The sequence below is a fragment of the Janthinobacterium sp. LM6 genome, assembly GCF_002002885.1.
GTDB classification, from domain to species: Bacteria; Pseudomonadota; Gammaproteobacteria; order Burkholderiales; family Burkholderiaceae_D; genus Janthinobacterium; species Janthinobacterium kumbetense.
The window spans coordinates 2,186,523-2,211,053 of the sequence record NZ_CP019510.1 but is presented as its reverse complement, the minus strand read 5'-3'; the positions used below and the strand labels follow the sequence as shown (position 1 = coordinate 2,211,053).

At 62.5% G+C, this 24,531-nt stretch carries 24 protein-coding genes; 12 read left to right on the top strand and 12 right to left on the bottom strand.

The features are described 5' to 3' along the window. Window positions 1–119 precede the first annotated feature (119 nt). A complete protein-coding gene (locus BZG29_RS09880; RefSeq protein ID WP_171984968.1) occupies window positions 120–1,877 on the top strand; it encodes a PAS domain S-box protein in 1,758 nt (585 codons plus the stop codon). 59 nt (window positions 1,878–1,936) lie between these two features. Here the strand turns inward: BZG29_RS09880 and rpoD are convergent, their stop codons facing one another. Continuing rightward, window positions 1,937–4,483, bottom strand: coding sequence for an RNA polymerase sigma factor RpoD (rpoD, locus tag BZG29_RS09875; RefSeq protein ID WP_077401770.1), 2,547 nt, complete (start codon window positions 4,481–4,483; stop codon window positions 1,937–1,939). A gap of 579 nt (window positions 4,484–5,062) precedes the next feature. Here rpoD and BZG29_RS09870 point away from each other — a divergent pair. The 3 genes from BZG29_RS09870 to BZG29_RS09860 are packed head-to-tail and all read left to right on the top strand — an operon-like array spanning window position 5,063 to window position 6,676. Further along, window positions 5,063–5,572, top strand: coding sequence for a ProQ/FINO family protein (locus BZG29_RS09870; protein WP_034758713.1), 510 nt, complete (start codon window positions 5,063–5,065; stop codon window positions 5,570–5,572). Window positions 5,573–5,581: 9 nt separating this feature from the next. Next, complete coding sequence (locus BZG29_RS09865) at window positions 5,582–6,229, top strand: 3'-5' exonuclease (RefSeq protein WP_077401767.1); 648 nt, start codon at window positions 5,582–5,584, stop codon at window positions 6,227–6,229. A gap of 21 nt (window positions 6,230–6,250) precedes the next feature. Next, entirely contained in the window at window positions 6,251–6,676 is a 426-nt protein-coding gene (locus BZG29_RS09860) for an SMI1/KNR4 family protein (protein WP_077401764.1), read from the top strand. 21 nt (window positions 6,677–6,697) lie between these two features. Here the strand turns inward: BZG29_RS09860 and BZG29_RS09855 are convergent, their stop codons facing one another. Both BZG29_RS09855 and BZG29_RS09850 read right to left on the bottom strand, forming a co-directional pair. After that, a complete protein-coding gene (locus BZG29_RS09855; protein WP_034786172.1) occupies window positions 6,698–7,045 on the bottom strand; it encodes a DUF4870 domain-containing protein in 348 nt (115 codons plus the stop codon). Between the two features lie 97 nt (window positions 7,046–7,142). Next, window positions 7,143–8,555, bottom strand: coding sequence for a PLP-dependent aminotransferase family protein (locus tag BZG29_RS09850; RefSeq protein WP_077401761.1), 1,413 nt, complete (start codon window positions 8,553–8,555; stop codon window positions 7,143–7,145). Between the two features lie 220 nt (window positions 8,556–8,775). Here BZG29_RS09850 and BZG29_RS09845 point away from each other — a divergent pair, with 220 nt between their 5' ends. Genes BZG29_RS09845 through BZG29_RS09830 form a run of 4 tightly spaced genes read left to right on the top strand, consistent with a single transcriptional unit; the run spans window position 8,776 to window position 11,520 of the window. Then, window positions 8,776–9,447: a c-type cytochrome gene (locus BZG29_RS09845; protein ID WP_253192890.1), complete on the top strand. Its 672-nt coding sequence runs from the start codon at window positions 8,776–8,778 to the stop codon at window positions 9,445–9,447. After that, window positions 9,444–10,718, top strand: coding sequence for a cytochrome c (locus tag BZG29_RS09840; protein WP_077401754.1), 1,275 nt, complete (start codon window positions 9,444–9,446; stop codon window positions 10,716–10,718). The genes BZG29_RS09845 and BZG29_RS09840 overlap by 4 nt, the downstream gene beginning before the upstream one ends. Before the next feature lie 35 nt (window positions 10,719–10,753). Then, window positions 10,754–11,107: a type II toxin-antitoxin system HigB family toxin gene (locus BZG29_RS09835; RefSeq protein ID WP_216350360.1), complete on the top strand. Its 354-nt coding sequence runs from the start codon at window positions 10,754–10,756 to the stop codon at window positions 11,105–11,107. Beyond that, on the top strand, window positions 11,095–11,520 hold the full coding sequence (locus BZG29_RS09830; RefSeq protein ID WP_077401748.1) for a type II toxin-antitoxin system HigA family antitoxin: 426 nt from the start codon (window positions 11,095–11,097) through the stop codon (window positions 11,518–11,520). Before BZG29_RS09835 ends, BZG29_RS09830 begins: the two co-directional genes overlap by 13 nt. A gap of 51 nt (window positions 11,521–11,571) precedes the next feature. Here BZG29_RS09830 and BZG29_RS09825 read toward each other — a convergent pair whose 3' ends face one another. After that, the gene (locus BZG29_RS09825) at window positions 11,572–12,207 is read right to left on the bottom strand and encodes an SAM-dependent methyltransferase (protein WP_077409040.1); all 636 of its coding nucleotides are present in this window, start codon (window positions 12,205–12,207) and stop codon (window positions 11,572–11,574) included. A 186-nt stretch (window positions 12,208–12,393) separates the two neighbouring features. On the opposite strand from BZG29_RS09825, the gene BZG29_RS09820 reads away from it, so the two are divergent. After that, complete coding sequence (locus BZG29_RS09820) at window positions 12,394–13,179, top strand: head GIN domain-containing protein (protein ID WP_077401745.1); 786 nt, start codon at window positions 12,394–12,396, stop codon at window positions 13,177–13,179. Window positions 13,180–13,239: 60 nt separating this feature from the next. On the opposite strand, the gene BZG29_RS09815 is transcribed toward BZG29_RS09820, so the two are convergent. Beyond that, window positions 13,240–13,782 (bottom strand): YaeQ family protein, encoded by a 543-nt coding sequence (locus tag BZG29_RS09815; RefSeq protein ID WP_070291303.1) that lies wholly within the window; start codon window positions 13,780–13,782, stop codon window positions 13,240–13,242. 39 nt (window positions 13,783–13,821) lie between these two features. Beyond that, window positions 13,822–14,703 carry a formyltetrahydrofolate deformylase gene (gene purU, locus BZG29_RS09810; RefSeq protein WP_077401742.1) on the bottom strand — a complete coding sequence of 294 codons (882 nt, stop codon included), beginning with the start codon at window positions 14,701–14,703 and terminating at the stop codon, window positions 13,822–13,824. A gap of 345 nt (window positions 14,704–15,048) precedes the next feature. On the opposite strand from purU, the gene BZG29_RS09805 reads away from it, so the two are divergent. The 3 genes from BZG29_RS09805 (at window position 15,049) to BZG29_RS09795 (ending at window position 16,761) form a co-directional block, all read left to right on the top strand. Next, window positions 15,049–15,561: a phasin family protein gene (locus BZG29_RS09805; protein ID WP_077401739.1), complete on the top strand. Its 513-nt coding sequence runs from the start codon at window positions 15,049–15,051 to the stop codon at window positions 15,559–15,561. 47 nt (window positions 15,562–15,608) lie between these two features. Beyond that, a complete protein-coding gene (locus tag BZG29_RS09800; RefSeq protein WP_077401736.1) occupies window positions 15,609–16,019 on the top strand; it encodes a KGG domain-containing protein in 411 nt (136 codons plus the stop codon). A gap of 229 nt (window positions 16,020–16,248) precedes the next feature. Beyond that, on the top strand, window positions 16,249–16,761 hold the full coding sequence (locus BZG29_RS09795; RefSeq protein WP_034758768.1) for a YgjP-like metallopeptidase domain-containing protein: 513 nt from the start codon (window positions 16,249–16,251) through the stop codon (window positions 16,759–16,761). A gap of 126 nt (window positions 16,762–16,887) precedes the next feature. Here the strand turns inward: BZG29_RS09795 and BZG29_RS09790 are convergent, their stop codons facing one another. From BZG29_RS09790 to BZG29_RS09765, 6 genes are all read right to left on the bottom strand, one after another. Beyond that, a complete protein-coding gene (locus BZG29_RS09790; RefSeq protein ID WP_077401733.1) occupies window positions 16,888–17,481 on the bottom strand; it encodes a PEP-CTERM sorting domain-containing protein in 594 nt (197 codons plus the stop codon). Window positions 17,482–17,793: 312 nt separating this feature from the next. Continuing rightward, a complete protein-coding gene (locus BZG29_RS09785; RefSeq protein WP_171985144.1) occupies window positions 17,794–18,339 on the bottom strand; it encodes a TIGR00730 family Rossman fold protein in 546 nt (181 codons plus the stop codon). Window positions 18,340–18,350: 11 nt separating this feature from the next. Further along, complete coding sequence (locus tag BZG29_RS09780; RefSeq protein WP_077401727.1) at window positions 18,351–19,124, bottom strand: hypothetical protein; 774 nt, start codon at window positions 19,122–19,124, stop codon at window positions 18,351–18,353. A 41-nt stretch (window positions 19,125–19,165) separates the two neighbouring features. Beyond that, window positions 19,166–19,837, bottom strand: a complete 672-nt coding sequence (locus BZG29_RS09775) for a TetR/AcrR family transcriptional regulator (RefSeq protein WP_034758777.1) — start codon at window positions 19,835–19,837, stop codon at window positions 19,166–19,168. Between the two features lie 138 nt (window positions 19,838–19,975). Beyond that, a complete protein-coding gene (locus BZG29_RS09770; RefSeq protein ID WP_077401724.1) occupies window positions 19,976–20,581 on the bottom strand; it encodes a phasin family protein in 606 nt (201 codons plus the stop codon). Between the two features lie 135 nt (window positions 20,582–20,716). Beyond that, complete coding sequence (locus BZG29_RS09765; RefSeq protein WP_077401721.1) at window positions 20,717–24,349, bottom strand: EAL domain-containing protein; 3,633 nt, start codon at window positions 24,347–24,349, stop codon at window positions 20,717–20,719. Window positions 24,350–24,531 lie beyond the last annotated feature (182 nt).

Here is a 24,531-nt window from a genome sequence, read left to right as displayed (position 1 = left end):
CTTGCCCAATGGAAAAATATTCTCAAGAAAACAACAATTGGTATTACACTAGCGTCGGATACTTTCCCTCTCCGGCGCCAGGCGCACGGCAGCGGCCAACCACGACGCCAGGGACGCGGATGAGCAAATGGTCGATTGAAACCTTGAGTACGGCATGTGCCGCCCTCATCCTGATCATGCTGGGCTGGCTGGCGGGCGCCGCCTGGCAGCAGCTCGACTTCTGGGAACACATCTGGCTGTCGCTGCTGCTGGCGGGCGCCGCCGGCACGGCCATGTGGCTGATGCGCAAGCTGCGCGCCCACCTCGCCAGCACGCTTCTGCAGCTCGACGCCAGCGCCATGCGCTACCGCGACCTGAGCGAGACGGCGCAGGACGGCATGTGGCAAACGGATGCGCAAGGCACGATCTTGCATCTCAACCAGCGCCTGTGCGACATGCTGGGCATCCCGGCGGAAAAGCTGCTGGGCCACAAGATGAGCGAATTCCACGACGAAGCGACCTTGCTGCGCCTGTGTCCGCTGCGCCAGACAGCCACGGATAGCTGCATGGGAGAATTGCAGTACCGTCACGGCGACGGTTCGGAACGCTGGGCCATGATCAGCGGACGCCGCCTGTACCACCCGCAAGGCAGCCTGACGGGCGCCCTCGTGCTGGCCAGCGACATCACGGAGCACAAGCGGGCCGAACACGCGCTGACCGTCGCCCATGCGGAGCTGGAAAGCCGCGTGGCCCTGCGCACGGCCCAGTTGCTCGATGTCAATCTCCAGCTCTCCGCGGAAATCGCCATGCGCGCGCAAACGGAAGCGGCCCTGGCGCGCAGCGAAGAGCGGCTGCAGGACATCATTTCCATGATGCCCCTGTCGCTGTTCCTGAAGGACGCCGATTCGCGCATGCTGCTGATGAACCAGGCTTGCGAGCAGCAATGGGGCGTGCTATTCCAGGATATCGCCGAGGGACGCGACGTGCAGCACTTCCCCTCGGACCAGACCCTGGGATTCCACGCGGCGGACCAGGAAGCGTTTGCCAGCCGCCAGGTGGTGATCCGCGAAGAACTCGTGTGGAATGCGCGGCTGCAGGAAAACCGCCTGCTGCAGACGCATAAAAAACCCATCTTCGACGCCCAAGGGCGGCCGCAGATGATCATCGCCATGGGCATCGACATCACGGAAAGCAAGCGCAACGAGGAGAACCTGCAGCGCACCCTGGCCCAGCTGCGCGAACTGACCGACCACCAGCAGACCATCAAGGAAGAGGAAAGGCGCCGCATCGCGCTCGACATTCATGACGACCTGGGCCAGAACCTGATGGTGCTGCGCATCGACGTGTCGCTGCTGCACGCGCGCACGGCCAGGACCCATCCGCGCCTGCACCGCCACGCCCAGCGCGTGCTCGACACCATCGACGCCACCATCCGCTCGGTGCGCACCATCATCAATGACTTGCATCCCAGTACCCTGGAGCTGGGCCTGGGCCCGGCAGCCGAATGGCTGATACGCCAGATGGAAAGCCGCGGCGCCATCCGCTACCAGCTCTCGCTCGACAGCGAGGCGCCCGACCTGGGCCTGGACCAGCGCCAGACGTCGGCCATCTTCCGCGTGCTGCAGGAATCGCTGTCGAACATCGTGCGCCACGCCCAGGCCAGCGAGGTGGAAGTGGCGCTGGCGCAAGATACGGATGCCATCGTGCTGCGCATCAGCGACAACGGCATCGGCATGCAGCCGGACGCCCACGGCAAGAAGGCCGCCTTCGGCCTGAAAAGCATACGCGAACGCGTCCACGCCCTGGGCGGCGAACTGCGCATCGACAGCCAGCAGGGCCAGGGCACGGCGCTGGCCATCCGCCTGCCGATCGCCAAAAGCCAGGCCATCGAAGCCTAGGACAATTCCAGGGCGAAAAAAAAGAGGCTTGCGCCTCTTTTTTATTGCCTGCTGACTACTTAATTTTGAGTCAAGAAGGTTTTCAGCTTGTCCGAACGCGAAGGCTGGCGCAGCTTGCTCATGGCTTTCGCTTCGATCTGGCGGATGCGCTCGCGCGTCACGTCGAACTGCTTGCCCACTTCTTCCAAGGTGTGGTCGTTCGACATTTCCACGCCGTAACGCATGCGCAGCACTTTCGCTTCGCGCGGCGTCAGGGAATCGAGCACTTCCTTGATCACGTTGCGCATCGAGGCGTGCAGCGCGGCGTCCAGCGGCGCCAGGGTCGTGTTGTCTTCGATGAAGTCGCCCAGTTGCGAATCGCCATCTTCGCCCATCGGCGTTTCCATGGAAATCGGCTCTTTCGCGATCTTCATGATTTCGCGTACCTTGTTTTCCGGCATTTCCATCTTGACGGCCAGGGTCGCCAGGTCCGGCTCGCTGCCCGTTTCCTGCATGATCTGGCGCGAGATGCGGTTCATCTTGTTGATCGTTTCGATCATGTGCACCGGCACGCGGATGGTGCGGGCCATGTCGGCGATCGAACGCGTGATGGCCTGGCGGATCCACCAGGTGGCGTAGGTCGAGAACTTGTAGCCGCGGCGGTATTCGAATTTATCGACAGCCTTCAGCAGACCGATGTTGCCTTCCTGGATCAGGTCGAGGAATTGCAAGCCGCGGTTGATGTATTTCTTGGCGATCGAAATAACCAGGCGCAAGTTGGCGACCGTCATTTCGCGTTTCGCGTGACGCGCGCGCTTTTCGCCGGCAGCCATCTGCTTGTTGATCTTGCGCAAGTCGGCCAGCGGCAGGGCCACGCGCGCTTGCAGGTCGATCATCTTCTTTTGCAGTTCCTTGACGGCAGGCACGTTGCGGCTGAGGATGGCGCTGTACGGATACTTGCAATCGACTTCGCGGTCGACCCATTCCAGGTCGCATTCATTGCCCGGGAACACCTTGATGAAGTGGGCGCGCGGCATGCCGCATTTGTTCACGCACAGTTCCAGCACGGCGCGCTCGATGTGGCGCACTTCTTCCATCTGGCCGCGCAGGGTGTCGCACAGCTTTTCCACGACCTTGGCCGTGAAGCGGATGCCCAGCAATTCCTGCGAAATGGCTTCCTGCGCCTTGACGTAGGCTTTCGAGTTGTAACCCTCGGGCGCCTTGCGCATCTTGTCGTACTGCGTCGAAATGACGTTGAATTTCTCCAACGCATTCTTTTTCAGCTGGGCCAATTGCTCGCTGGAGAAACCGGCTGCGCCGCCATTGGCGTCGCCGTCTTCTTCCTCGGCTTCTTCTTCCTCTTCCTCGTCGTCACCGCTGGCGGCGGCGGGCGCGGCGGCAGCGGCGGGCGCCGGGGCATTGCTTTCGTTCAAATCGACAAAGCCGTCGACCACTTCATCGACCTTGATTTCGTCGCGCGCGATTTTTTGCGACAGAGCAACGATTTCGCCGATGGTGGTCGGGCAGGCGGAAATCGCCTGGATCATGTCCTTCAGGCCGCCTTCGATGCGCTTGGCGATCTCGATCTCGCCTTCGCGCGTCAGCAGCGCCACGGCGCCCATTTCACGCATGTACATGCGCACGGGGTCGGTGGTGCGGCCGAAGTCGGAGTCGACCGTCGACAGGGCGGTCGCGGCAGCCGCTTCCACTTCATCGTCGCTGGTGACGGTGGCGACGTTGTCGGTCAACAACAGGCTTTCCGCGTCAGGGGCGCGCTCGTAGACGGCGATACCCATGTCGTTGAAGGTGGCGATGATGCCTTCGATGGCTTCCGGATCGATGATGTTTTCCGGCAATTGGTCATTGATCTCGGCATAGGTAAGGAAACCGCGTTCCTTGCCCATGTTGATCAAGCCCGTGATCTGCTTGCGGCGGCGTTCCAGGTCCGCTGCCGACGCTTCCGGATCGCCCAATGCGTCCGCCAGGCCGCCCTTGGCCTTGCGGTCGCGCGCTTTCGACACGGCCTTCAGTTCGGCGCGTTCGACGGCGTTGAGTGCCGCCACTTCGTCGTTTTCCGGCGTGAATTCGCTCGGCTTGCGGCCGCGGCGGCCCGGCACCTTGACGGTCGGCAAGAAGTAATTCGAGGTATCGATGGCGGCCAGGGCGTCGGCGTCCGTGGTCTTGCTGACCACTTGCGCGCCGGTGATGATGGTCACGGGCGCCGCTTCAGGCTTGGCGCGCACGACTTTCGAACGGGCTGCCGTCACCACTTTATTGGTGGCGGCGCTTTCGCTGACCTTGCGCGGCGCAGGCGCCGCCTTGGCGCTGGGCGCCACTTTGACGCTCGGCATCTTGACGGGCGCCGCTTCCACGGCTTCGGCGGCGTCGGCCACGGGCGCGGCAACTGCTGCTTCCGTTACCGTTTCGGCCGGCGGCACGGCAGCCAGGCGCGAGCGGCTTTTCTTCACCACGGTGACGACGGTCGGCGCCGTCGTGACGGTGGCTTCCGGATTCGCTTGCGCATTATCGATGAAGTAAGATAAAGTCGTTTTGGGTACGGCAAGCGGCGCCGCGGCTGGGCGTGGCGCCTTGGCGGACAACGTTAAAGTTTTTGGCGTATTCTTCATGAGATATCTCTTAATGCGAGACCAGATGGTGTCGGCGCGAAGTGAATGATTCCACCTAAGCCTGCGAAACCGGACTCGATGGAGCGTATTGTTGCGGCTGCCGTCAAGGGCAGCGGCGCCTGTCTATCGTGACGTTCATAGCCCACGCATCCGGCATGAGGAGCGCGGACCGAACGGCGAGGGCCGAAACCGGGTCAGATAAATAAGCGATGTACATTGCGGAATGAAAAAAAGCCCGTACCAGAACGGGCTTGAATCTATTGTTGTTCAGTGAAGACACAGCGGAGAGCAAGATTATGCACGAAGGCCCGTTATCTGAATAATTGATAAGTGGAATAACCGATATCAAAAATATCAATAATGGTGGCCCTGCGCCGCACTGCTCCTATCCCCTGCACACCTGAGCCAGACCTTCAAAAACAGGGCCCAGTCATCAGCGCAAGCCGACATTATACACATTTCCCGTATTCCGCGCTGTGCCGGCTGCAGTACGAACCCGCTTATCGCAGGTCAAGTTGCCAAAAAAGACAATGCACTTGCCTGTGGCGCGTGCTATGCTCCCCTTTTATAGCCCAACCAATGATGTCGATGACCAGCTCCACGCCAGACCAGCAAGCCACCACTCCTGACACGCCAGTCGATGCAGCCCCAGCGGCGGCACCGGCCGCAGCGACCACGCCGGCGCCTGCCGGCCTGACCGCGCGCGCGCTGCTGAAACAGTTCCAGGAGCAATTCCCGCCATTCCGAGATTGCCTGCCCTTGTCGATCGGTATCGACAAGCAGATCCTCGCGCGCCTGCCGGACCTGGACCGCAAGCTGATGCGCACGGCGCTGGGCATCCACACGGGTTCGCTGCGCTACCTGCGCGTGATGGAAAAAGCCAAGGTACGCTACGACCTCGACGGCACCGCCGGCGCGGAAGTGACGCAAACCCACCGCGACCATGCCACGCAAGTATTGCAGCAGCGCTTCAAGAAGGAAGCCGAGCGCAAGAAAGCCGAGCGCGATGCCGCGGCCGCCGAAGAAGCGAACCGTTTGCGCCTGGAAAAACTGAATCAGCTGACCGCGAAATTCTCGCGCAAGGGCTGATCCGGTTTCATGGACACAGCTGCCGCACCGCCACTGCCCCCCTATCAAGGCATTGCACTCGACCACGTCAAGCTGGTACGCACCAGCGATGATGCACAGGCGGCCATGGCCGCCCTGCTGGCAGCGGACGCCATCGGCTTCGATACGGAATCGAAGCCGACTTTTGTGAAGGGCGAGTCCTCCACGGGACCGCACCTGATCCAGCTGGCCACCGACGACATCGCCTACCTGTTCCAGGTGGGCAGCACGCCGGCGCCGGCCCTGGCCGAACTCAAGGCCATCCTCGAATCGACCACCACCCTGAAGGTGGGCTTCGGCCTGTCCGACGACGTCAAGCGCCTGCGCAACAAGCTGGGCATCGCCCCGGCCCAGGTGCTCGACCTGTCCGTCGCCCTGCGCGGCGGCCAGCGCAACGACCTGGGCGCGAAGACGGCCGTGGCCAAGTTCTTCGGCCTGCACCTGCAGAAATCGAAAAAGATTTCCACCACCAACTGGGCCACATCGCGCCTGACGGAAAAGCAGATCCTGTATGCGGCCGACGATGCGCAAGTGGCCCTGCGCGTGTACCGCCGCTGGATCGCCGACGGCGGCAAGGTCGCGCCGCAAAAAGCCCCGCGCGCCAGCACGCCGCCAGCCCCGCCGCCCATCGCCGCCTGAGCCGGCGCGCCTTCCTGCAGCATGAGCAAGAACAAATCCATCGGCACCACGCCTGACGCGATCGCCGCCGCCGAACAGGCGCTGGGGCGGCAGCTGCCCGCATCCCATGTGCAATGGTTATTGGAGAATAATGGCCGCGCGCTGGGCGCCTTGAGCGTGTTTCCCGTCTACGACGCGGCCAATGCGCGCAAGACGTGGGAATCGATAGCACGCCATTACCGCGAAGGCTGGCAGGAATGGCTGGAGAATGCGGGGACAGGCGACGAGGCCGGCAGCCTGCTGCCCTTCGCCCAGTTCGGCACGGGCGATTACTACTGTTTTGATTATGCGCAAACGGGGCCGTCGGGCGAACCCGTGGTCGTGCTGTGGTCGCACGAAACAGGCGCCTCCACCACGGTGGCGCCCGACTTTGCGTCATTCCTGATACTGCCCGGCCGCCCGGGCTGACACCCGGCGGCCGGCGCAGCCTTATTTGACCAGGCGCAAGGTCAGGGGATAGCGGTAAGTGACGCCATTGCTGGCCTTGACGGCCGCGACGATCGAGCACACCAGGTTGGCCAGCGCCACGATCCAGAACAGGAACAGGCCGATCAGCACGAACGACAGGATGAAGCAGGCGAAATACCAGATGATCAGGGTGATCTGGAAATTCAGCGCTTCGCGGGCATTCTCGGCCGAGAATTTATCCGCATCATCTTTCTTGATCAAATAAATGATCAGCGGCGCCACCCAGCTGGTGAACAGGCCGCCAACGTGGGACAGAATGGCGATCGTCGTATCTTGTGTACGACCCACTTCCGGCTGCGTGTTATCCATTATGATTCCCATCATTAGTTATAGATACATCAATATAACAGTAATATTTCTTTTTGGAATGGAACACTTGCTGCCGCAAGGAACTTTTTTTTCGCCGCTATGCCGCCGCCAGCGCCAGCCGCCCCAGGGTGGCGATCGCTTCCTCCAGTTGCGGACTCCACGGGTGGCCGTAATTGAGGCGGATGCAGTGGCGAAACGCGCGCGTGGCGGAAAAAATGGGGCCGGGCGCGATGCTGATGCCGGCCGCCAGCGCGCTGCGGTGCAAGGCCAGCGCATCGATACCGGCAGGCATCTCCACCCAGACGAAATACCCGCCCTGCGGCCGCGTCACCCGCGTGCCGGGCGGAAAATGCACGGCGATGGCTTGCAGCATGGTGTTTTGCTGCGCCGCCAGGGTCAGGCGCAGCTGGCGCAAATGCCGGTCGTAGCCGCCTGCCGCCAGGTAATCGGCCAGCGCCATCTGCAGCGGGATGGGCGCCGACAGGCTGGTCGTCAGCTTCAGGCGTTCGACCTGGCGCGCATAGCGGCCCGCCACGGCCCAGCCCAGGCGAAAGCCGGGCGCCAGGGTCTTGGAAAACGAACTGCAATGCATGACCAGGCCCGCGCTGTCATGACTTTTCGTCAAGCCGGGACGCTGCTTGCCGAAATACAACTCGCCATACACGTCATCCTCGATCAGCGGCACGCCGTGGCGCGCCAGCAGGTCGACCAGCGCGCGCTTCTTTTCCGGCGACATCAGGCTGCCCAGGGGATTCTGGAAATTCGTCATCAGCCAGCACGCCTTGGGCTGGTGGCGCAGCAGCAATTCCTCGAGCGCCGCCAGGTCGACGCCGTCGCGCGGGCTGGTGGCGATCTCGACTGCCTTGAGCTCCAGCCGCTCCAGCGCCTGCAGGCACGCATAGAAGCTGGGCGACTCGATCAGCACCGTGTCGCCGGGCCGCGTGACGGCTTGCAGGCACAGGTTCAGCGCTTCCAGCGCGCCATTCGTGATGACGATGTCGTCGCTGGAAACGAGCACCCCGTCGAGCTGGTAGCGCAAGGCGATCTGGCGGCGCAGTTCGGCATTGCCCAGCGATAAATCCGTGACCGTGCTCCACGGGTCGAGGCGGCGCATGCTGGCCGACACGGCCCGCGCCAGCTTTTCCATCGGGAACAGATGCGGGCTGGGAAACGCCGAGCCGAAAGGCACGATATCGCGCGCGCCGACGGCGCCCAGCACTTCGAACACGAGGTCGCTGACATCGACCGTGGTGCTGGCGTCGAGCGGACGGGAACTGTCCGGCTCGGGGGCCAGCGCGGCGCGCTGCGGCGCCACGTAGTAGCCGGAGCGGGGCCGCGAGACGATCATGCCGCGCGCTTCGAGTAAATAATAGGCCTGGAACACCGTCGACGGGCTCACGCCCCTGCGCGCATGCTGCTGGCGCACGGAAGGCAACTTATCACCAGGCAACAACAGCTGCGTGCTGATCATGGCGGCGACTTCTTCCGCCAATTCCTCATATCGTTTCAAGCCTGCTCCTCAAACTGATCCGTAGTTTTATTGCACAACTGATCCTGTCACAGTGACAGCACCCGTTATATGCTAGGGTAACAACATCCGGGCAGCAACACCGGCACGCCATCCCGACCGACGAGACAGCTTATTTCCCATGCCATTTTCCATGCGACTTTCCATGCTACTGCATTTCCCCCTCGTGCCGGTGCTGGCCCTGGCCGTCGCACTGCCCGGCATGGCGCTGGCCGCGCCCGCCGCCATTTCCGCCAGCCACGACAGCCTGGAACAGCGCATCAAGGCGTGCACGGCCTGTCATGCGCCCAAGGAACGCCACGACGCCTTCTTTCCCCGCATCGCCGGCAAGCCGGCCGGCTACCTGTACAACCAGCTGCTGAACTTTCGCGAGGGACGGCGCCAGTATCCGATGATGAACTATATGGTGGAACACTTGCCTGACGATTACCTGCGCGAAATTGCCGACTATTTTGCGGCACAACACCCTGCCCCGCCGCCGGCCCAGCCCAGCAGCGCCGGCACGACGGCCCTGGCGCGGGGCAAGCAGCTGGTGCTGCATGGCGATGCCGGCAAAAAAATTCCCGCCTGTATCGCCTGCCACGGCCAGCAGCTGGCCGGCGTGGCGCCCGCCATCCCCGGCTTGCTGGGCTTGCCGCGCGACTATATCAACGCCCAGCTGGGTGCGTGGAAGAACGGCATCCGCCGCGCCCACGCGCCCGACTGCATGGCGCAAGTGGCGCAGCGCCTGTCGGACGCCGATGTGGGCGCCGTCTCGGCCTGGCTGGGCACGCAAGCGGCCAGCGCCGACGCGCGTCCCGCCGCCAGCATCGCCCTGCCCTTGCCGCTGCATTGCGGCGGCGTGCCCGGTTCCAGCGCGCAGGTGGCGCCATGAAAAAATGGATGCTCGCGGCCGCCATCGTCGCCATCGGCGCAGCCGGCGCCAAATTCCTGCTGTGGCCGGCGGACGACGTGGGACCGCCGGCCACAGCCAGCACCATGAGCCAGGAACAGCTGGTCGCGCGCGGCGCCTACCTGGCCAAGGCGGGCGACTGCATGGCTTGCCACACGACGCGCGGCGGCGTGCCCTACGCGGGCGGCCGCGCCCTGCAGACGCCGTTCGGCAAGGTGCTTTCGCCCAACATCACGGCCGACAGGGAAACCGGCATCGGCAGCTGGACGGCCGACGATTTCTGGCGCGCCATCCACAACGGCAAGTCGAAGGATGGCCGGCTGCTGTATCCAGCCTTTCCCTACACCAGCTACACCAAGGTGCGGCGCGAGGATAGCGACGCCCTGTACGCGTATTTCCAGAGCGTGCCGCCGCACCGGCAAGCAAACGCGCCGCACGCGCTGCGCTTCCCCTACAACCAGCAGATCGCGCTGGCCGCCTGGCGCGCGCTGTATTTCAAGCCGGGCGTGTACCAGCAGCTCACCAGTAAAAGCATGGAGTGGAACCGCGGCGCCTACCTGGTGCAGGGCCTGGGCCACTGCAGCGCCTGCCATAGCAGCCGCACGACCCTGGGCGGCAGCGACGACGGCCTGTCGGGCGGCCTGATCCCCGTGCTGGGCTGGTATGCGCCGTCGCTGACGTCGGATGCGGAAGCGGGCCTGGGCGACTGGGACACGGCGCACATCGTGGAATTGCTGCAAACGGGCGTGTCGCCGCGCGCCACCGTCTTCGGCCCCATGGCCGAGGTGGTGCGGCAAAGCTTGCAGCACATGAGCAATGCCGACGTGCAGGCGATGGCCGTCTACCTGAAAAGCCTGCCCGGTCCCGCGCAGCCCGCGCCACGGGCGCCGCGCGACACGTCGGAGCAAGCCCGGCAGCAACTGGCGCTGGGCGCGAAACTGTATGAGGCGCAATGCGCAAGCTGCCACCAGGCCGACGGCAAGGGCGTGCCGCCCGGCTACCCGCCGCTGGCCGGCAACCGCGCGCTGACGACGGAGTCGGCCGTCAACGCCATCCGGCTCGTGCTCAACGGCGGCTTCGCGCCCGGTACAAAAGGCAACCCGCGCCCCTACGGCATGCCGCCGTTCGGCCCCGTCATGGATGACGCGGAAGTGGCGGCCGTGGTGACGTATCTGCGCGCGTCGTGGGGCAATGATGCGCCGGCCGTGTCGGCCCTGGAAGTCAATAAATACCGCAGCGTGCCGCTGGAGTAGTGCCGTTTGACGATTATCTCAAATTGAGATAATCTTTGAATCAGAGTATCACTTCGTCACAGTATCACTTCGTCACGATATCACTTCGTCACGGCATCGCTTTGGCATATGCGCATCGTCGCCAACAAGGCTTTGGTGGATTTCGCCAGAAAACACCCGCTGGCGGCGAACCCATGCAGGCATGGCGCAAGATCATCGAATCGCGGCCGTTTGCTAATTTCGCCGTACTGAAGTCGATCTTTAACGCCACCGATCGTGTCGGCGATTACTGTATTTTTAATATCGGCGGCAACAAGTACCGGATCATTGCCGCGATTCACTTCAATCGCCAATTGTTGTTCATCCGGGCAGTGTTGACGCATAAGGAGTACGACGCATGGAAACCTTGATGCATCGTGAGTTGATTGCAGAAATCACTGTCCACTATCAAGCCCTGTCCAAGCTCGTTCCTCTGCAGGCAATTCCTGATGCGACCGCTTATGAACAGGCTGTCAACGTATTGCATCAGCTATTGGACGCCGGGGCGGCCGATGAACAGCATCCGCTGGCCGGTCTGGTTGACAGTATCGGCCGGCTGATAGGCGATTACGATCAGGAGCATTTTCCGCCTGCTGGCGTCTCGCCTGCCGCGACACTGCGCCTGTTGATGGAACAGCATGCGCTGACGCAATCCGACCTGCCGGAAATTGGCACCCAGGGCGTCGTCTCTGAAATACTCAACGGCAAGCGCGCATTGAATGTACGGCAGATCAAGGCCCTGACACAACGGTTCAATGTTCCCGCCAGTGTTTTTATTGCGTAAGCCAATAAAAAACCGGCTCGCGCCGGTTTGTTCCACGTCAAGCAGCCGTTCTCAGCGGAACTTGCTCTTGTGCCCCGTTTTCAAGTCCAGCGCATAACGCACGCCGTTGTCCGTCAGCATGACTTCATCGGGCGGCTCTTCGCCGGCCAGGGCGCCGTCGATCAGGGGCAAGCCTTCGCCCTTGCGCATCAGGTCGTCGCAGCGCTCGTACACGTTGACACAACCGGTGGACGCCATCAGCGATTGCACGATGGCTACTTTCCACGCATCGACGCCGCCCGCGTTGAATTCGCAGATCAGGTAGCCTTGCACGCCGCCGAACAGCTGCACCACCAGGCCGGGCAAGCCCTCGTCTTCGCCCTTGATCAGGGTCAACAGCTGGTTTTCGCCCGCCTTCTTGATGGCAGATAATTTTTTCTCGATGGCGGCCTTGACCCTGCGCTTGATCAGCGCGTGGTCGACCGGTTCGTCTTCCTTGAAGCTCCAGATGCGCGCGCGGATCTGCGACTTCGAATTGTAGGCGGCGCGGGCGATGAATTGCTTGGACGAGCTTTGCACGATGGCCGTCGAGCCGGGCTTCATTTTTTCCTGCGGCTTGCCTTCGACTTTTTCAATCGCGGACGCGTAAATCCACGATTGGCCCAGCAAGCTCTTTTCCTTGCCCTGTTTGATGGTGATGATCAGCATGTAATTCCAGTAGTGTGACCGGCGCGTGCCGGTCGTCGTATGTCCCACCGACATCATACCTCATGCCATCCTGTCGCATCCTCCTGCATTCCATGCCGCTGCTGGCGCAGTCTGTCGCAGCGCGCTACGCAGGCGCGGCCGGCTGGCATACCATGCAAGTATACCAATTCCAAACAGGGAGCAAGAATGACACCGACACTTTTCCACCCACGCCATGCCCGCGCCGCCACCGTCCTTCTGCTGGCCGCCTGCGCGCTGGCCCTCCCGGCCGCGCCGGCGCTGGCCTCGCCGCTCGACTGGATTTCCGGCAACAGCATCCAGGGCAGCGGCAAGCTGCAAAAGCAGACGCGCGAAGTGGGCAGTTTCCATGCCGTGGCGCTGAACGTGCCGGGCACGGTCGAATTGCGTATCGGCAACACGGACAGCATCACCGTCGAGGCCGACGACAATATCCTGCCGCTGATCGAGACGGCGGTGGAAAACGGCACCTTGCGCATCCGCCCCGCCAAGCGCAACGCCAACTTCCGCCAGAGCAGCCTGAACATCGTCATCCAGGCGCGCCAGGTGGAACGCATCAGCGTGGGCGGCTCGGGCAACATTACGGCCACGGGCTTGCGCGCCGAGAATCTGCGCTTCGACGTGGGCGGCTCCGGCTCCATCCACGCGCGCGACCTCGACAGCCGCCAGGTCTCCATCGCCATCGGCGGCAGCGGCAACTTCAAGGCCAGCGGCAAGACGGAGCAACTGACGGCCTCCATCGGCGGCTCGGGCAATATCCAGGCGGGCAAGCTGGCCGCGCGCGACGTGCAGGTGAGCATCGGCGGCTCGGGCGAGGCGCAAGTGTGGGCCAAGGATGACTTGACCATCAGCATCGGCGGCTCGGGCGAAGTGAGCTACTACGGCGACCCGCGCATCAGCCGCAGCATGCAGCGTTCGAGCAGCATCAAACGCCTCGGCAGCGCGCCGAATTAAGCCCCCGCAATGACAAAAGCCCGGAGCGATCCGGGCTTTTTGCGTTTCAAACGGTAAAAATCAGCGGGCCGGCTTCACCGGTTCGCGGTCGATCAGGACCGTGTTGACGCTGTCCGTCAGCCAGATCTGGCCATCCTGGATCGTGCATTGCAGCTGCATCGTGCGCTGCGCCAGCTTGCTCATGTCTTGCGCCGCTTCCGACGGCAAGTTGATCACGGTCAAGTTCTTCGCCCGTTCCAGTTTATTCGCGATCTGCTTCCACCAGATGTGGCTGGTTGCGCCATAGCTGTAGACGATGACCTGTTCCGAACGCCCGCACGCCTTCAGGATGCGCTTTTCATCCGGCTGGCCCACTTCGATCCACAGCTGGATGGCGCCCGTCAAGTCTTTCTGCCACAGGTCGGGTTCTTCCGTGTCGAACAGGCCCTTGGTAAACGTCAGCGCCTCGTCGGCGTGGATGGCGAACGCCAGCAGGCGCACCATCATGCGCTCGTCCGTTTCGGACGGGTGGCGCGCCAGGGTCAGCGCGTGATCCTGGTAGTAATTGCGGTCCATGTCGGCGATCTGCAGATCGGCTTTGAAAATTGTTGCTTTGAGGGCCATCGTGTTTCTGTCTCGGTAAAGTGAATGGTGAAGTCGGTATCAGCGGAAAACCACGGTCTTGTCGCCATTTTTCAGGATGCGGTGCTCGACGAACCATTTCACGGCGCGCGCCAGCACCACGCACTCGACGTCGCGGCCGATGGCCGTCAGGGTTTCCGCATCCATCGCATGGTCGACGCGCTCGACGTCCTGCTCGATGATCGGACCTTCATCCAGGTCGCCCGTGACGAAATGGGCCGTCGCGCCGATCAGCTTGACGCCGCGGTGATGCGCCTGCGCATACGGCTTGGCGCCCTTGAAGCTGGGCAGGAAGGAATGGTGGATATTGATGGCGCGGCCGTCGAGCGCCTGGCACAGGCCGGGCGACAGGATCTGCATGTAGCGCGCCAGTACCACCAGGTCGATCTTGTGCGTGTCCATCAAGTCGATGATCTTCGCTTCCTGCGCCAGCTTGGCCGCTTCCGGCGCGCCGGTGGCCAGCGGCAGGTGGTGGAAGGGAATATTGTAGCTGGCCGCCAGCTGGTAGAACTCCATGTGGTTCGACACGATGGCCGGAATTTCCACGTTCAGCAAACCGCTCTTGTAGCGGAACAGCAAATCGTTCAGGCAATGGCCGATCTTCGACACCATCAGCATGACGCGCGGCTTGACGCGCGCATCGTGCAGCTGGCCGTGGAAGGGGCCGTTCAACTGCATGGCTTGCGACAGGTCGGCGAAGTCGCTGCGCAGCTGGGCGTCGCTGACGGCACCGTCTTCCAGCGCGAAATGCACGCGCATGAAGAACAGCTGGGATTCCTGGTCGCCGAACTGGGCGGAATCGAGGATGTTGCAGCCGCGTTCGGCCAGGAAGCCGGACACGCGGTGCACGATGCCGCGCTGGTCCAGGCAGGACAGGGTCAGGATGTATTCGGGATGCGTCATGGTCGCGGAAATAGGTAAAAAAGTAAGGCGATGCTCGGCTCAGCCACGCGCGCCGGCCATCGGCTGCGCTGCCGCGAGCCGGCTATTGTCGCACGGCCGGGCCAGTCAACCCGCATTTTCCACACAAGCAGCATGGCTGCCGACAGCGGCAAGCCGATTCACGTTCATTTGATCTAACACAAAGTCATCGCATTTTTCCGCCTGCCAGGCGCCATTCCCGCGCCAAACGGCCAACTGGCGTGGAACCTGGCACGCCATCCGGCGTCTATCCCTTTGCTTGTTTCACCATACGCCGCATCCGGTGCACCGGGTGTTTCCTGGATCCGTTTTTCATTGAGGTAGAACATGTTCACAAACAGTATTTCCCCCAGTTTCAGCCCCGCCCTGAAGTCCCACCTGGAGGCCCAGTGCAATTTCGCCACGGAACTATCGCGCAAGCTGTTCGATACGGCGCAGCAACTGAGCGAGCTGCATCTGCGGCTGGCGCAAGACCTGCTGCAGGAATGGAGCAGCGCCAGCCAGCAACTGCTGTGCGCGCGCGACACGGGCGAGTTCATGTCGCTGGCCGCGGCCCAGTTGCAGCCGAGCAGCAACAAGCTGCAGCAGTACCAGCAGCAACTCGGCAACCTCGTCGCCAACGCCAATGTCGAAATGAACCGCACGGCAGAGAACCACCTGCCCGAAGCAAGGCGCACGGCCGTGGCCTTCGCTGACGAAGTGGTGCGCAAGACGGCCGAGGAAACGGAAAAAGCCACGCAGCGCCAGCGTGAAATGATCGAAAAGATGCACGCCACGGCCCCCCGCAATGGGGCCGGCCGCAGCCGCGACACCGACAGGCAATCCGATCAGGCGCATTGAACACTTGAATTGACCACTTGACCCCACTCGACAGCAAGGAGAGCGACATGGCTAGCAATCAAGGTAATGAACAGGGCAAAGGCGCTGGCAGCAGCCAGAAAGCCGGCGAATCGGGCAGCGCCAAAGGCACGAGCAAGCGCGGTTTCGCCGCCATGAACGAAGAACAGCAACGCGAAATCGCCAGCAAGGGCGGCCAGGCAGCCCATCAAAAGGGCACGGCGCATGAATTCGACTCGGAAGAAGCGCGCCGGGCCGGGCAGAAAGGCGGCGAAGCCGTCAGCCGCAACCGCGAACACATGGCGGAAATCGGCCGCAAGGGCGGCGAAAGCCGGCAATCGGCCCAGCGCGCCAATGAAAGCCGCAGCGGCACGGCCACGCGCAGCGGCGGCGGCACCGAGCAGGGCCGCACTGGCCGGCAGGGCGGCAAGGACGAGGACGACAAGGGCGGAGCGGGCTGAGCAGGCGGAGCGGGGCAGGCCGGGCTGCCCCTGCGGCGCGCGGCCTGATGCAGGTAAGCAGGTAAGCAGGTAGGCAGGTAGGCAGGTAGGTAGGCAGGTAGGCAGGTAGGCAGGGGCGGTCCTGGCAGCCCGGGCAGCCCCATGCAAGGGCTGGCGCAGCGCGGGGTGCGGCGGTATGGTACATTCTCGCCTTACCGACACCTCCGCGCCACGCCCCGCCCTTCCCCGCATGCAGCCATCCCTGAAATACCTGAGCGCCTATTCCGAACAAACGCAAGCGCAAGTGCAGCAACTGATCGCGCAAGACAAACTGGGCGACGTCCTGTTGAAACGCTATCCGAACGCGCACGATGTACGCAACGACAAGGCTTTATACCAGTATGTGCAGGACTTGAAGAATGAATTCCTGCGCAATGCCGAGCCCATTAACAAAGTGGCGTTCGACAGCAAGATCCATGTGATCCAGCACGCGCTGGGCTTGCATACCTCGATCTCGCGCGTGCAAGGTGGCAAGCTCAAGGCCAAGCATGAAATCCGCGTGGCCACCATGTTCAAGGAAGTGCCGCTGGAATTCCTGCGCATGATCGCCGTGCACGAACTGGCGCACGTGAAGGAAAAGCAGCATGACAAGGCGTTCTACAAGCTGTGCACGTATATGGAACCGCAATACCACCAGTACGAATTCGACGTGCGCCTGTACCTGACCCAGCTCGACCTGTCCGGCCAGCGCCTGTGGTCATGACGTCCACATAACCATGCCGCCCCGGGCATCCATTGGGCGGCATGGTTGGCGTGGGTCAGAAGAGCTGCCCGGCAAGACGGGCGGCTCTTGACGCATGTGCCGGCGGGACCGGCAGCATGTTCAAGCTCAGGCGGCGCTCTTGCGGCGGCGCAGGAAGGCCAGCAAGCCCAGTCCGCCCAGCATCATGCCGTAGGTGGCCGGCTCCGGCACGGCGCTCACGCTGGCGGCGATATTATCGACCTGGAAGGTATGCAGGGCGCCCTCCTGCCACGTTGCCGACAGCAGGTTGTCGAAGCCCGTGAACGTGTAATCGCTGAAGTTATGGCTGCCATCGAGGCTGAAGGTCTGGGTCACCGTGCCGCCGCCCACCTGATGGCCGAAGAACGTCACGTCGTAGGGGCCAGGCAAGCTCACAAAATCAGCCAGGCGGATCGAGCTCAGCGAGAAAGCGGCGCCATCGGTACGGCTCAAGGTTGTCGTCGTCAGCACGGTGGCGCCAAGGCCAGCCGAGCCGGCATAGGCAAAGTTGCTTTGATGTGCGGAACTCAACAGGCCCAGGAAGCTGCTGTCGAAATCGTAGCCGCCTTCGGAGTAGGAGTCGAAGACGGAGCCGAGGATGCCAGGGTGTTCCAGCGCATCGAAGCCGATGACGGTGGTTTGTGCGTGGGCGCCGCCGGCGGCGAGAATGGCGGCGACGGCAGTCGCGCGCAAGAGAGTCATTGGTTTCACAATAGTATCCTTTCAAGATGATGAAGTAGCGAGGTTGTGGCAACTTGCAATATCTAGGCGTCGTAGCGGGAAACGGGAGGCGCCTCGCTGGGTGTCCGACAGGCCTGTCTTTTGAACAATTGCAGTAGAACACATTCATGCATAAAAAGCATCTTCATTTTCAAAAAAACATGCCAACGTGGAAACATTCTAGCTATATTTATATTAATTAATTAATTGATCTTGATCAATTTTCCCGCACAGAAATAAAAAAACCATGCATTTCACAATGCATGGCTCTGGATGAGACTACACAAAGAAAATTTACGGCGGACCATCCTTCAGCCGCTGCACCAGGGTCGCAGGATCGGCGTCGGCGTTCAGGAACCCCGCGTGCTGCGGGCGGATGAAGCCCTGCTCCTTGCCGTTTTGCACGAAAGCGATCAAGCCGTCATAAAAACGGTCGACATTGAGCAAGCCGATGGGCTTGGCGTGCAAGCCCAGCTGGGCCCAGGTCAGCATCTCGAACAGCTCTTCCAGGGTGCCATAGCCGCCGGGCATGGCGATGAAGGCATCGGACAGGCTGGCCATCATCGCCTTGCGCTCATGCATGTCCTTCACGATGAACTGCCGCGTCAAGCCCGTGTGGCCCACTTCGCGCTCGACCAGCTGGGTGGGAATCACGCCCGTCACCTCGCCGCCCAGGCGCAGCACTTCATCGGCGATCACGCCCATCAGCCCCACCTTGCCGCCGCCATACACGAGCGAGATATTTTCCGCCACCAGCACGCGCGCCAGTTCGCGCGCCGCCACGGCATAGTCCGGCGAGACGCCCGCGTTGGCGCCGCAATACACACATAAAGCCTTGATCACAGTATTCCCTACCCTTTCAATTCATCGATCGCCGCCTCGACCTCGAGGCGCTCCTTGGCGTCCAGTGCCACGCACTCGGCCGCCTTTTCATACAGGGCCAGCGCTTCCGCCAGCTTTTTCTTTCCGTCCAGCATATTCAAGGCGCGCGCATATTCGCTGTGCGCCAGCGCCGAATACGGCGTCAGGGCCAGCGCCGTCTTGAAGTGCTGGTAGCCATCTTCCTTGTTGGCGCCATAGGTCAGGCCGCCTATCATGGCGCCGACCTTGTCGATAATTTCCGTATGATAAATCCCAAACGCAATATGCGCTTCCGCATGCATGGGCGCCACCGTCATCGTGCGGTCCAGGCTGTTGCGCACGCGCGCGCCCATGCCCTGCGCCAGGGCCTTGACGACGGACGTGCCCAGCGCATAGCGGCCCAGGCTGTAGGCGTGCCAGTAGTAGCCGGCCGGATTGTCCGGCTGCTCGCTCTGCTGGCGCTCGCAGCGCTCGGCCACTTCTTCGTACATGTCGAGTTTCCGGCTGTCGTTCACTTCCAGGTGCGTGGCATAGATGCAAGTCGCCTTGTGCGCCACCGCATAGCCGGGCACGCCGACGGCCAGGCCCAGTTTCACGGCCCGTTCGAAGTCGCCCGCATGGAAGGCCAGCCACGCCTGCACCAGCGCCGGGTGCGTGGGAAAGGGTTCCACATCGCCCGCATGCAGGCGCGCCCAGGCCGCTTCCAGGGTTTGCGGGGTGTAGACATATGCTTCGTCCGGATAAGGAAATTGTTTCCAAGCCATATATCTCTCCTGTAAATGACGACGTGGCGCCAGCAGTCGCGTCAGTCGTTCTTGAGTTTGGTCACATACTCTTCCGACAGTTTGCGAAACAGCAAATGCGTTTCATTGCGCAAATACGGCCCGATCAGGGACAGCACCTGGTAACAGCCGCGCGCCAGCGCATCGGACATCGATTGCTGCTCGCTGTACTTGCGCGGGTTGCGCACATATTCGTACGACAGCCAGTAAGTGGCAACGACCACCATATTCGTCGCCATCGCGGCCACTTCCATGTCCGACGCTTCCAGCGACTGCTCGCTGCGCAAGTCTTCGCACAGCTGCGTGGCCACCTTGATCTTGTGCGCCAGGATCAGCTTGAAGTGCAGTTCCAGCTTGCGGTTGCGCGACAGCAAATCGTTGAGGTCGCGATAGAAGAAGCGGTAGCGCCAGATCAGTTCGAACATCAGGTGCAAATACAGCCAGACATCCTCGATATTCGAGCGGCGCCCGTCGGGCACGGTCAGGATGCGTTCGATTTCCGCCTCGAACTGGACGAAGATCGAATTGACGATGTCGTCCTTGTTACGGAAGTGGTAATACAGGTTTCCGGGCGAAATGTTCATCTCTTCCGCAATCACGGTCGTCGTGATATTCGGCTCACCAAACTCATTGAACAGGCGCAGCGACAACTCCAGGATGCGTTCGCGGGTACGGCGTGGTGCTTTTTGTAGCATGGCGGGCAATCTCTCTGTGTTCTGCCTCAAGCATACCACCTAAGATAGCTGTAATGAAACACTCCGCCCCCGGGCGCCGGCGAAATGCCCGGGCAAGAAAAAGCCTGCTCGCGCAGGCTGGAGGGGTGCGGCACCGGCTCAGGCGGCCGGCGCTTTTTTCTTCGCCGCCGGTCTCGCCGCCGGCTTGCTCGCCGCTTTGCTCGCCGGCTTGGCCGCGGCGCGCGGCGCGCTCCTGGCTGCCGGCTTGGCGGGGACCTTGGCGGCGACCGCTTTCGGTGCGGTTTTCGGGGCAATTTTCGGCGCCGCCTTCACGGCGGGCTTGGCCGCGGCCTTCGGCTTGGGCGGTGGCGCGGCCTGGGCCGACAGCGCCGCCACTTGCCGGCTCAAGGCCTCGATCTGCGCGTGCAGTGCGGAAATATCCTGTTGCGTGGGCACGCCGATGGTGGCCAGGGCGCGCGCGACACGCTCTTCAAACACCTGTTCCAGCTTGTCCCAGGAGCCGCTGGCCTGCTTGCCCACGCCATCGGCCAGCTTGCTGACACTGTCGCTCACGCCGGAAACCTTGTCTTCGGCGCGCTTCTGGAATTCCGTGCCTTCCTTCACCAGCCGGGAAAACACGCGCTCCCCCTCTTCCTGTGCCTTGGCGAAGGCGCCCAGGCCCGCTTGCCATATCTGCTGCGCGGATGAGCGCACGGCGTTCGCCAATTCCTTGTCTTCCGCCAATTCCTTCAATTTCTTCACCATCGCCAGCTCCCGTCATATGAAAGGCCATGCCACTTCATGGATACTTTTTATTCTAGAGAGCAAAACTAGAGACGGGAGTCTAATCCGATGGAAAGCTGCCTCTGAAGGTGCGCCAGCGCACGCAGCGGCCAGCGCCTAGGCCGCCGCCTTCACCTGGCCATGCAGCAGCTTGTGCAGGCGGAAGCCTTCGCGGATATTCTCGCGCAGCACGGCGCCTTTCCACGGTTTCGTATAGAAGCGGTCGACGGCGCCGCGGTTGATGGCCGCCATGATGGGCGTCAGGTCGGCAAAGGCCGACAGCATGATGCGGAAGGTGTCGGGACACAGGTGCTTGACCCGCTCCATGAATTCGGTGCCGCTCATGAGCGGCATGCACTGGTCGCACAGGATCACCTGCACCTTGTGGCGCGCCAGGATGTCGAAGCCTTCGGCGGCCGTCTGCGCCGTGAGGATGCGGTAGCCGTCCTGCGCCAGGAAGTCGCTGAGCACGTCGAGCATGAAGACATCGTCGTCGACGATCAGCAGGGTTTGCTGCTCGTCGCCGGCGGCATCCTGCGGCGCCTGCAGCAGCGTGCCTTTCATCAGCATCTGTTCGAATTCCTCGTGCGGCACGGGGCGGCTGAAATAATACCCCTGCATCTCGTCGCAGCCATGGCGCCGCAGATAGGCCAGCTGCGCGTCGTTTTCCACGCCTTCGGCGATCACTTCCAGCTTCATGCTGTGCGCCATGCTGATGATGGCCAGCACGATGGCCGCGTCGTCCGGATTGCTGGTGACTTCGCGCACGAAGGCGATGTCGATCTTCAGCTTGTCGATAGGAAAACGTTTCAGGTAGGCCAGGCTGGAATAGCCGGTGCCGAAATCGTCGATGGAAATCTGGATGCCCAGCGCCTTGAGATTGCGCAATACGGAGATGGTTTCCTCGGCATTCGACATCAGCGAGCTTTCCGTCAGCTCCAGCTCCAGCAGCTCGGGCGCGATGTCGTACTTGCGGATCGCCTTGAGCACTTCCTCTTCCAGGCCGCCGACGAAAAACTGGATGCCCGAGACGTTGACGGACAGGTGCACGGGCCCGATGCTGCTGGCGCCCCACTCGCTGATCTTCTTGCACGCTTCGTCGAGCACCCAGTTACCGACGCGCACGATGAGTCCCGTTTCTTCCAGCAGGGGGATGAACAGGGCCGGCGAGACCATGCCGTGGCCGGGGCGGCGCCAGCGTATCAGCGCTTCGGCGCCGCTAATGCGCCCCGAGATGATATTCACCTTGGGCTGGAAGAACAGCACGAATTCCTCGTTGTCGATGGCGCGCCGCAGGGCGTTTTCCATGTCCAGCCGCGCCATCGACTGCGCATTCATTTCCGCCGTAAAGAAGCGGAAGGCGTCGCGGCCCGCGTCCTTGGCGCGGTACATGGCCGTGTCGGCATATTGAATCAGGGTGTCCGCATCGACGCCATCGTCGGGGTACACGGAAATGCCGATGCTGACCGTCACCGTCACTTCATGGCCCTGCAAGTCGAAGGGCTTGCGCATCGCCTCGCGCACCTTGTGGACCACGCCCACGGCATGCTGGGCGCCGTCGGGCAGCACCAGGATGGTGGCAAATTCGTCGCCGCCAAAGCGGCCGATGGTATCGCGCACGCGCAGGCAATCGACCAGGCGGCTGGAAAACTGGCGCAGCAGGTCGTCGCCGATGGTGTGGCCCAGAGTGTCGTTAATATTCTTGAAACGGTCGATATCCATGAACAGCACGGCCACGGCCCACTGGTGTTCGGCCGCCTGGGACAGGGAATGGGTCAGCGAGACGTAGAACTGGCTGCGGTTCGGCAAGCCCGTCAAGGTGTCGAAATGGGCCAGCTTCATCAGGCGCTGCTCGGCATCCTTGCGCTCGGTGATGTCGCGCGCCACGGCCACCAGGATCCAGCTCTGCCCCGAGCGCAGGGTGCGCCGCTGCACTTCCACCGACAGCGGCGAACCGTCCTTGCGCTGCAACTGCAATTCCGTCATCGGCCCGCCCTGGTCGCCGGCCAGCAGCTTGTTGTACAGCTCTTCCAGCTGGGATTCGCCCTCGTGCGCGCGGCCAGGTCCCACGCGCAGGAAATCCTCGCGCTCGAAACCGAGCATGCGGCAAGCCGTCTGGTTGACGTCGACGAAGCACATGCCGGCGCGGTCGACGAGGAAAATCGCGTCGGCCGTGGCGTCCATCGCCAGGCGGAAGCGGCGCAAGTCTTCATCGAGGCGGATGCGCGCCGCCATGTCCAGGGTCAGCTGCTCGTGATGGCGCTTGATCTCGTCGTACAGCAGCAGGTTGTCGTAGGCGACGGCGATCTGCGCCGCCACCGTGGCGGCGACCCGCTCGTCGACTTCGGAAAATTCATTCGCCCCCAGCTTGTCGACCAGGTACAGCCAGCCGTGGCTGCGTTCGCGCGAGGCGATGGCCACGCCCAGGAAGGAGTGCACCGGCGGGTGCGTGTCGGGCAGGCCCAGCGCGCCGGGGTCGCCCTTCAAGCCATTGACCCGGTAGGGCTGGCGCTGTTCCAGCAAGCGGTTCAGAATGCCCGTGCGCGGCGCGCTGGCGATGCGCTCGAGGTTTTTCTCGGCACCGCACGAGGAAAAATAGCTGAGCTTTTCGGCGCCCTCTTCCAGCACGCCGATGCAGGCGTACTTCGAGACGCAGATATTCTGCGCCACCTTGCAGCCCGCCTCGATCAGGGCGCGCGGATCGCGTTCGGCGCCCAGCTCGATGCCCAGCTCGATCAAGGCCGTCAGGCGCAGGCTGACCGCCTGCAGGCTGGACAGGGAACGCGACAGGCGCTCCGTCATGACGCCCAGGTCTTCGGGAATGGCGGCCTGGCCTTCGCGCTGGCTGGCCAGCTGCGAAATCTGCTGGCTGCTCGATTCGAGTTCATCGAGGTAGCCGCTGACCTGGTGCTCGATGCCGGCCAGCTTGCCCGTGGCGGGAAGCGCCGCGCCGCCGGCGCCCGGCGCAGCCGGCACCTGTGCCGCCGGCATCAGCCCCAGCGCCTCGTTGACGGTGCGCACGATGACCTCGGGGTCGGACGGCTTGGGCAGCACCCAGCGCACGCCGCACGCCTGCGCCAGCAGGATCGCTTCCTGCTCGCGGTAGGTGGCCGTATAAAAGATGATGGGCACGTCGGTCAGCGCGGGATCGGCATGCACGCGCGTGACGAATTCGTAGCCGTCCATGTTCGGCATGAGGATGTCGGAAATGATCAGGTCGGGCCGCTCGGTACGCAGGATTTCCAGCGCGTCGGCGCCATTCGCCGCTTCCAGCAGGCGGTGGCCGCCGTAACCGAGCAACGCGGTCAGGAACTCGCGGTTCAGCACATGATCATCGACGATCAGGATGGTGGCTATGTCGTTTTTAACTGGCGTCGACGGCGCCCCGGGTAAAAAAGACTCCAGCTCCGCAACAAAAAGGTCGGGCTCGATCGGCTTGCCGATGTAGCCATTGAAGCCCGCTTCGAGCAGGCGTTCGCGGTCGCCCACCATGGCCAGCGCCGTCACGGCCAGGGCTGGGATCGCGCGCAGCCGCGGGTCTTTCTTCAGCTCCGCCACCACGCCGTAGCCGTCGAGCTTGGGCAAATGCACGTCGCAAATGATCAAGTCCGGCAATTCGCTGCGCGCCATGCGCACGCCCTCTTCGCCGTCATAGGCTGCCAGCGGCGTGTACCCGAAGGCACGCAGCAAATACACCATCAATTCCATATTGGTGGCGTTATCTTCAATAATCAGGATACGTGCGGACAATTAGCGCCCCCAATAAAAACTGCATGGACTCATTTTCCGCCTGCGTTCAACTTTCCGCATGCGCGGCCAACATAACAATCCTATAACATCTTGCCATACATCCAGAAAAATATCTGCCCGCAGGGTACCTGCAGAGCTTCGCAAGCGGCCTCGGGAACAAATTTCCGCCAGCCGTCTTCTGA

Coding starts and splice junctions, on each gene's coding strand:
- BZG29_RS09880 (WP_171984968.1), top strand. CDS start 120: ATGAGCAAATGGTCGATTGAAACCTTGAGTACGGCATGTGCCGCCCTC.
- rpoD (WP_077401770.1), bottom strand. CDS start 4,483: ATGAAGAATACGCCAAAAACTTTAACGTTGTCCGCCAAGGCGCCACGC.
- BZG29_RS09870 (WP_034758713.1), top strand. CDS start 5,063: ATGATGTCGATGACCAGCTCCACGCCAGACCAGCAAGCCACCACTCCT.
- BZG29_RS09865 (WP_077401767.1), top strand. CDS start 5,582: ATGGACACAGCTGCCGCACCGCCACTGCCCCCCTATCAAGGCATTGCA.
- BZG29_RS09860 (WP_077401764.1), top strand. CDS start 6,251: ATGAGCAAGAACAAATCCATCGGCACCACGCCTGACGCGATCGCCGCC.
- BZG29_RS09855 (WP_034786172.1), bottom strand. CDS start 7,045: ATGGATAACACGCAGCCGGAAGTGGGTCGTACACAAGATACGACGATC.
- BZG29_RS09845 (WP_253192890.1), top strand. CDS start 8,776: ATGGCGCTGGCCGCGCCCGCCGCCATTTCCGCCAGCCACGACAGCCTG.
- BZG29_RS09840 (WP_077401754.1), top strand. CDS start 9,444: ATGAAAAAATGGATGCTCGCGGCCGCCATCGTCGCCATCGGCGCAGCC.
- BZG29_RS09830 (WP_077401748.1), top strand. CDS start 11,095: ATGGAAACCTTGATGCATCGTGAGTTGATTGCAGAAATCACTGTCCAC.
- BZG29_RS09825 (WP_077409040.1), bottom strand. CDS start 12,207: ATGCTGATCATCACCATCAAACAGGGCAAGGAAAAGAGCTTGCTGGGC.
- BZG29_RS09820 (WP_077401745.1), top strand. CDS start 12,394: ATGACACCGACACTTTTCCACCCACGCCATGCCCGCGCCGCCACCGTC.
- BZG29_RS09815 (WP_070291303.1), bottom strand. CDS start 13,782: ATGGCCCTCAAAGCAACAATTTTCAAAGCCGATCTGCAGATCGCCGAC.
- purU (WP_077401742.1), bottom strand. CDS start 14,703: ATGACGCATCCCGAATACATCCTGACCCTGTCCTGCCTGGACCAGCGC.
- BZG29_RS09805 (WP_077401739.1), top strand. CDS start 15,049: ATGTTCACAAACAGTATTTCCCCCAGTTTCAGCCCCGCCCTGAAGTCC.
- BZG29_RS09800 (WP_077401736.1), top strand. CDS start 15,609: ATGGCTAGCAATCAAGGTAATGAACAGGGCAAAGGCGCTGGCAGCAGC.
- BZG29_RS09795 (WP_034758768.1), top strand. CDS start 16,249: ATGCAGCCATCCCTGAAATACCTGAGCGCCTATTCCGAACAAACGCAA.
- BZG29_RS09790 (WP_077401733.1), bottom strand. CDS start 17,481: ATGACTCTCTTGCGCGCGACTGCCGTCGCCGCCATTCTCGCCGCCGGC.
- BZG29_RS09780 (WP_077401727.1), bottom strand. CDS start 19,124: ATGGCTTGGAAACAATTTCCTTATCCGGACGAAGCATATGTCTACACC.
- BZG29_RS09775 (WP_034758777.1), bottom strand. CDS start 19,837: ATGCTACAAAAAGCACCACGCCGTACCCGCGAACGCATCCTGGAGTTG.
- BZG29_RS09770 (WP_077401724.1), bottom strand. CDS start 20,581: ATGGTGAAGAAATTGAAGGAATTGGCGGAAGACAAGGAATTGGCGAAC.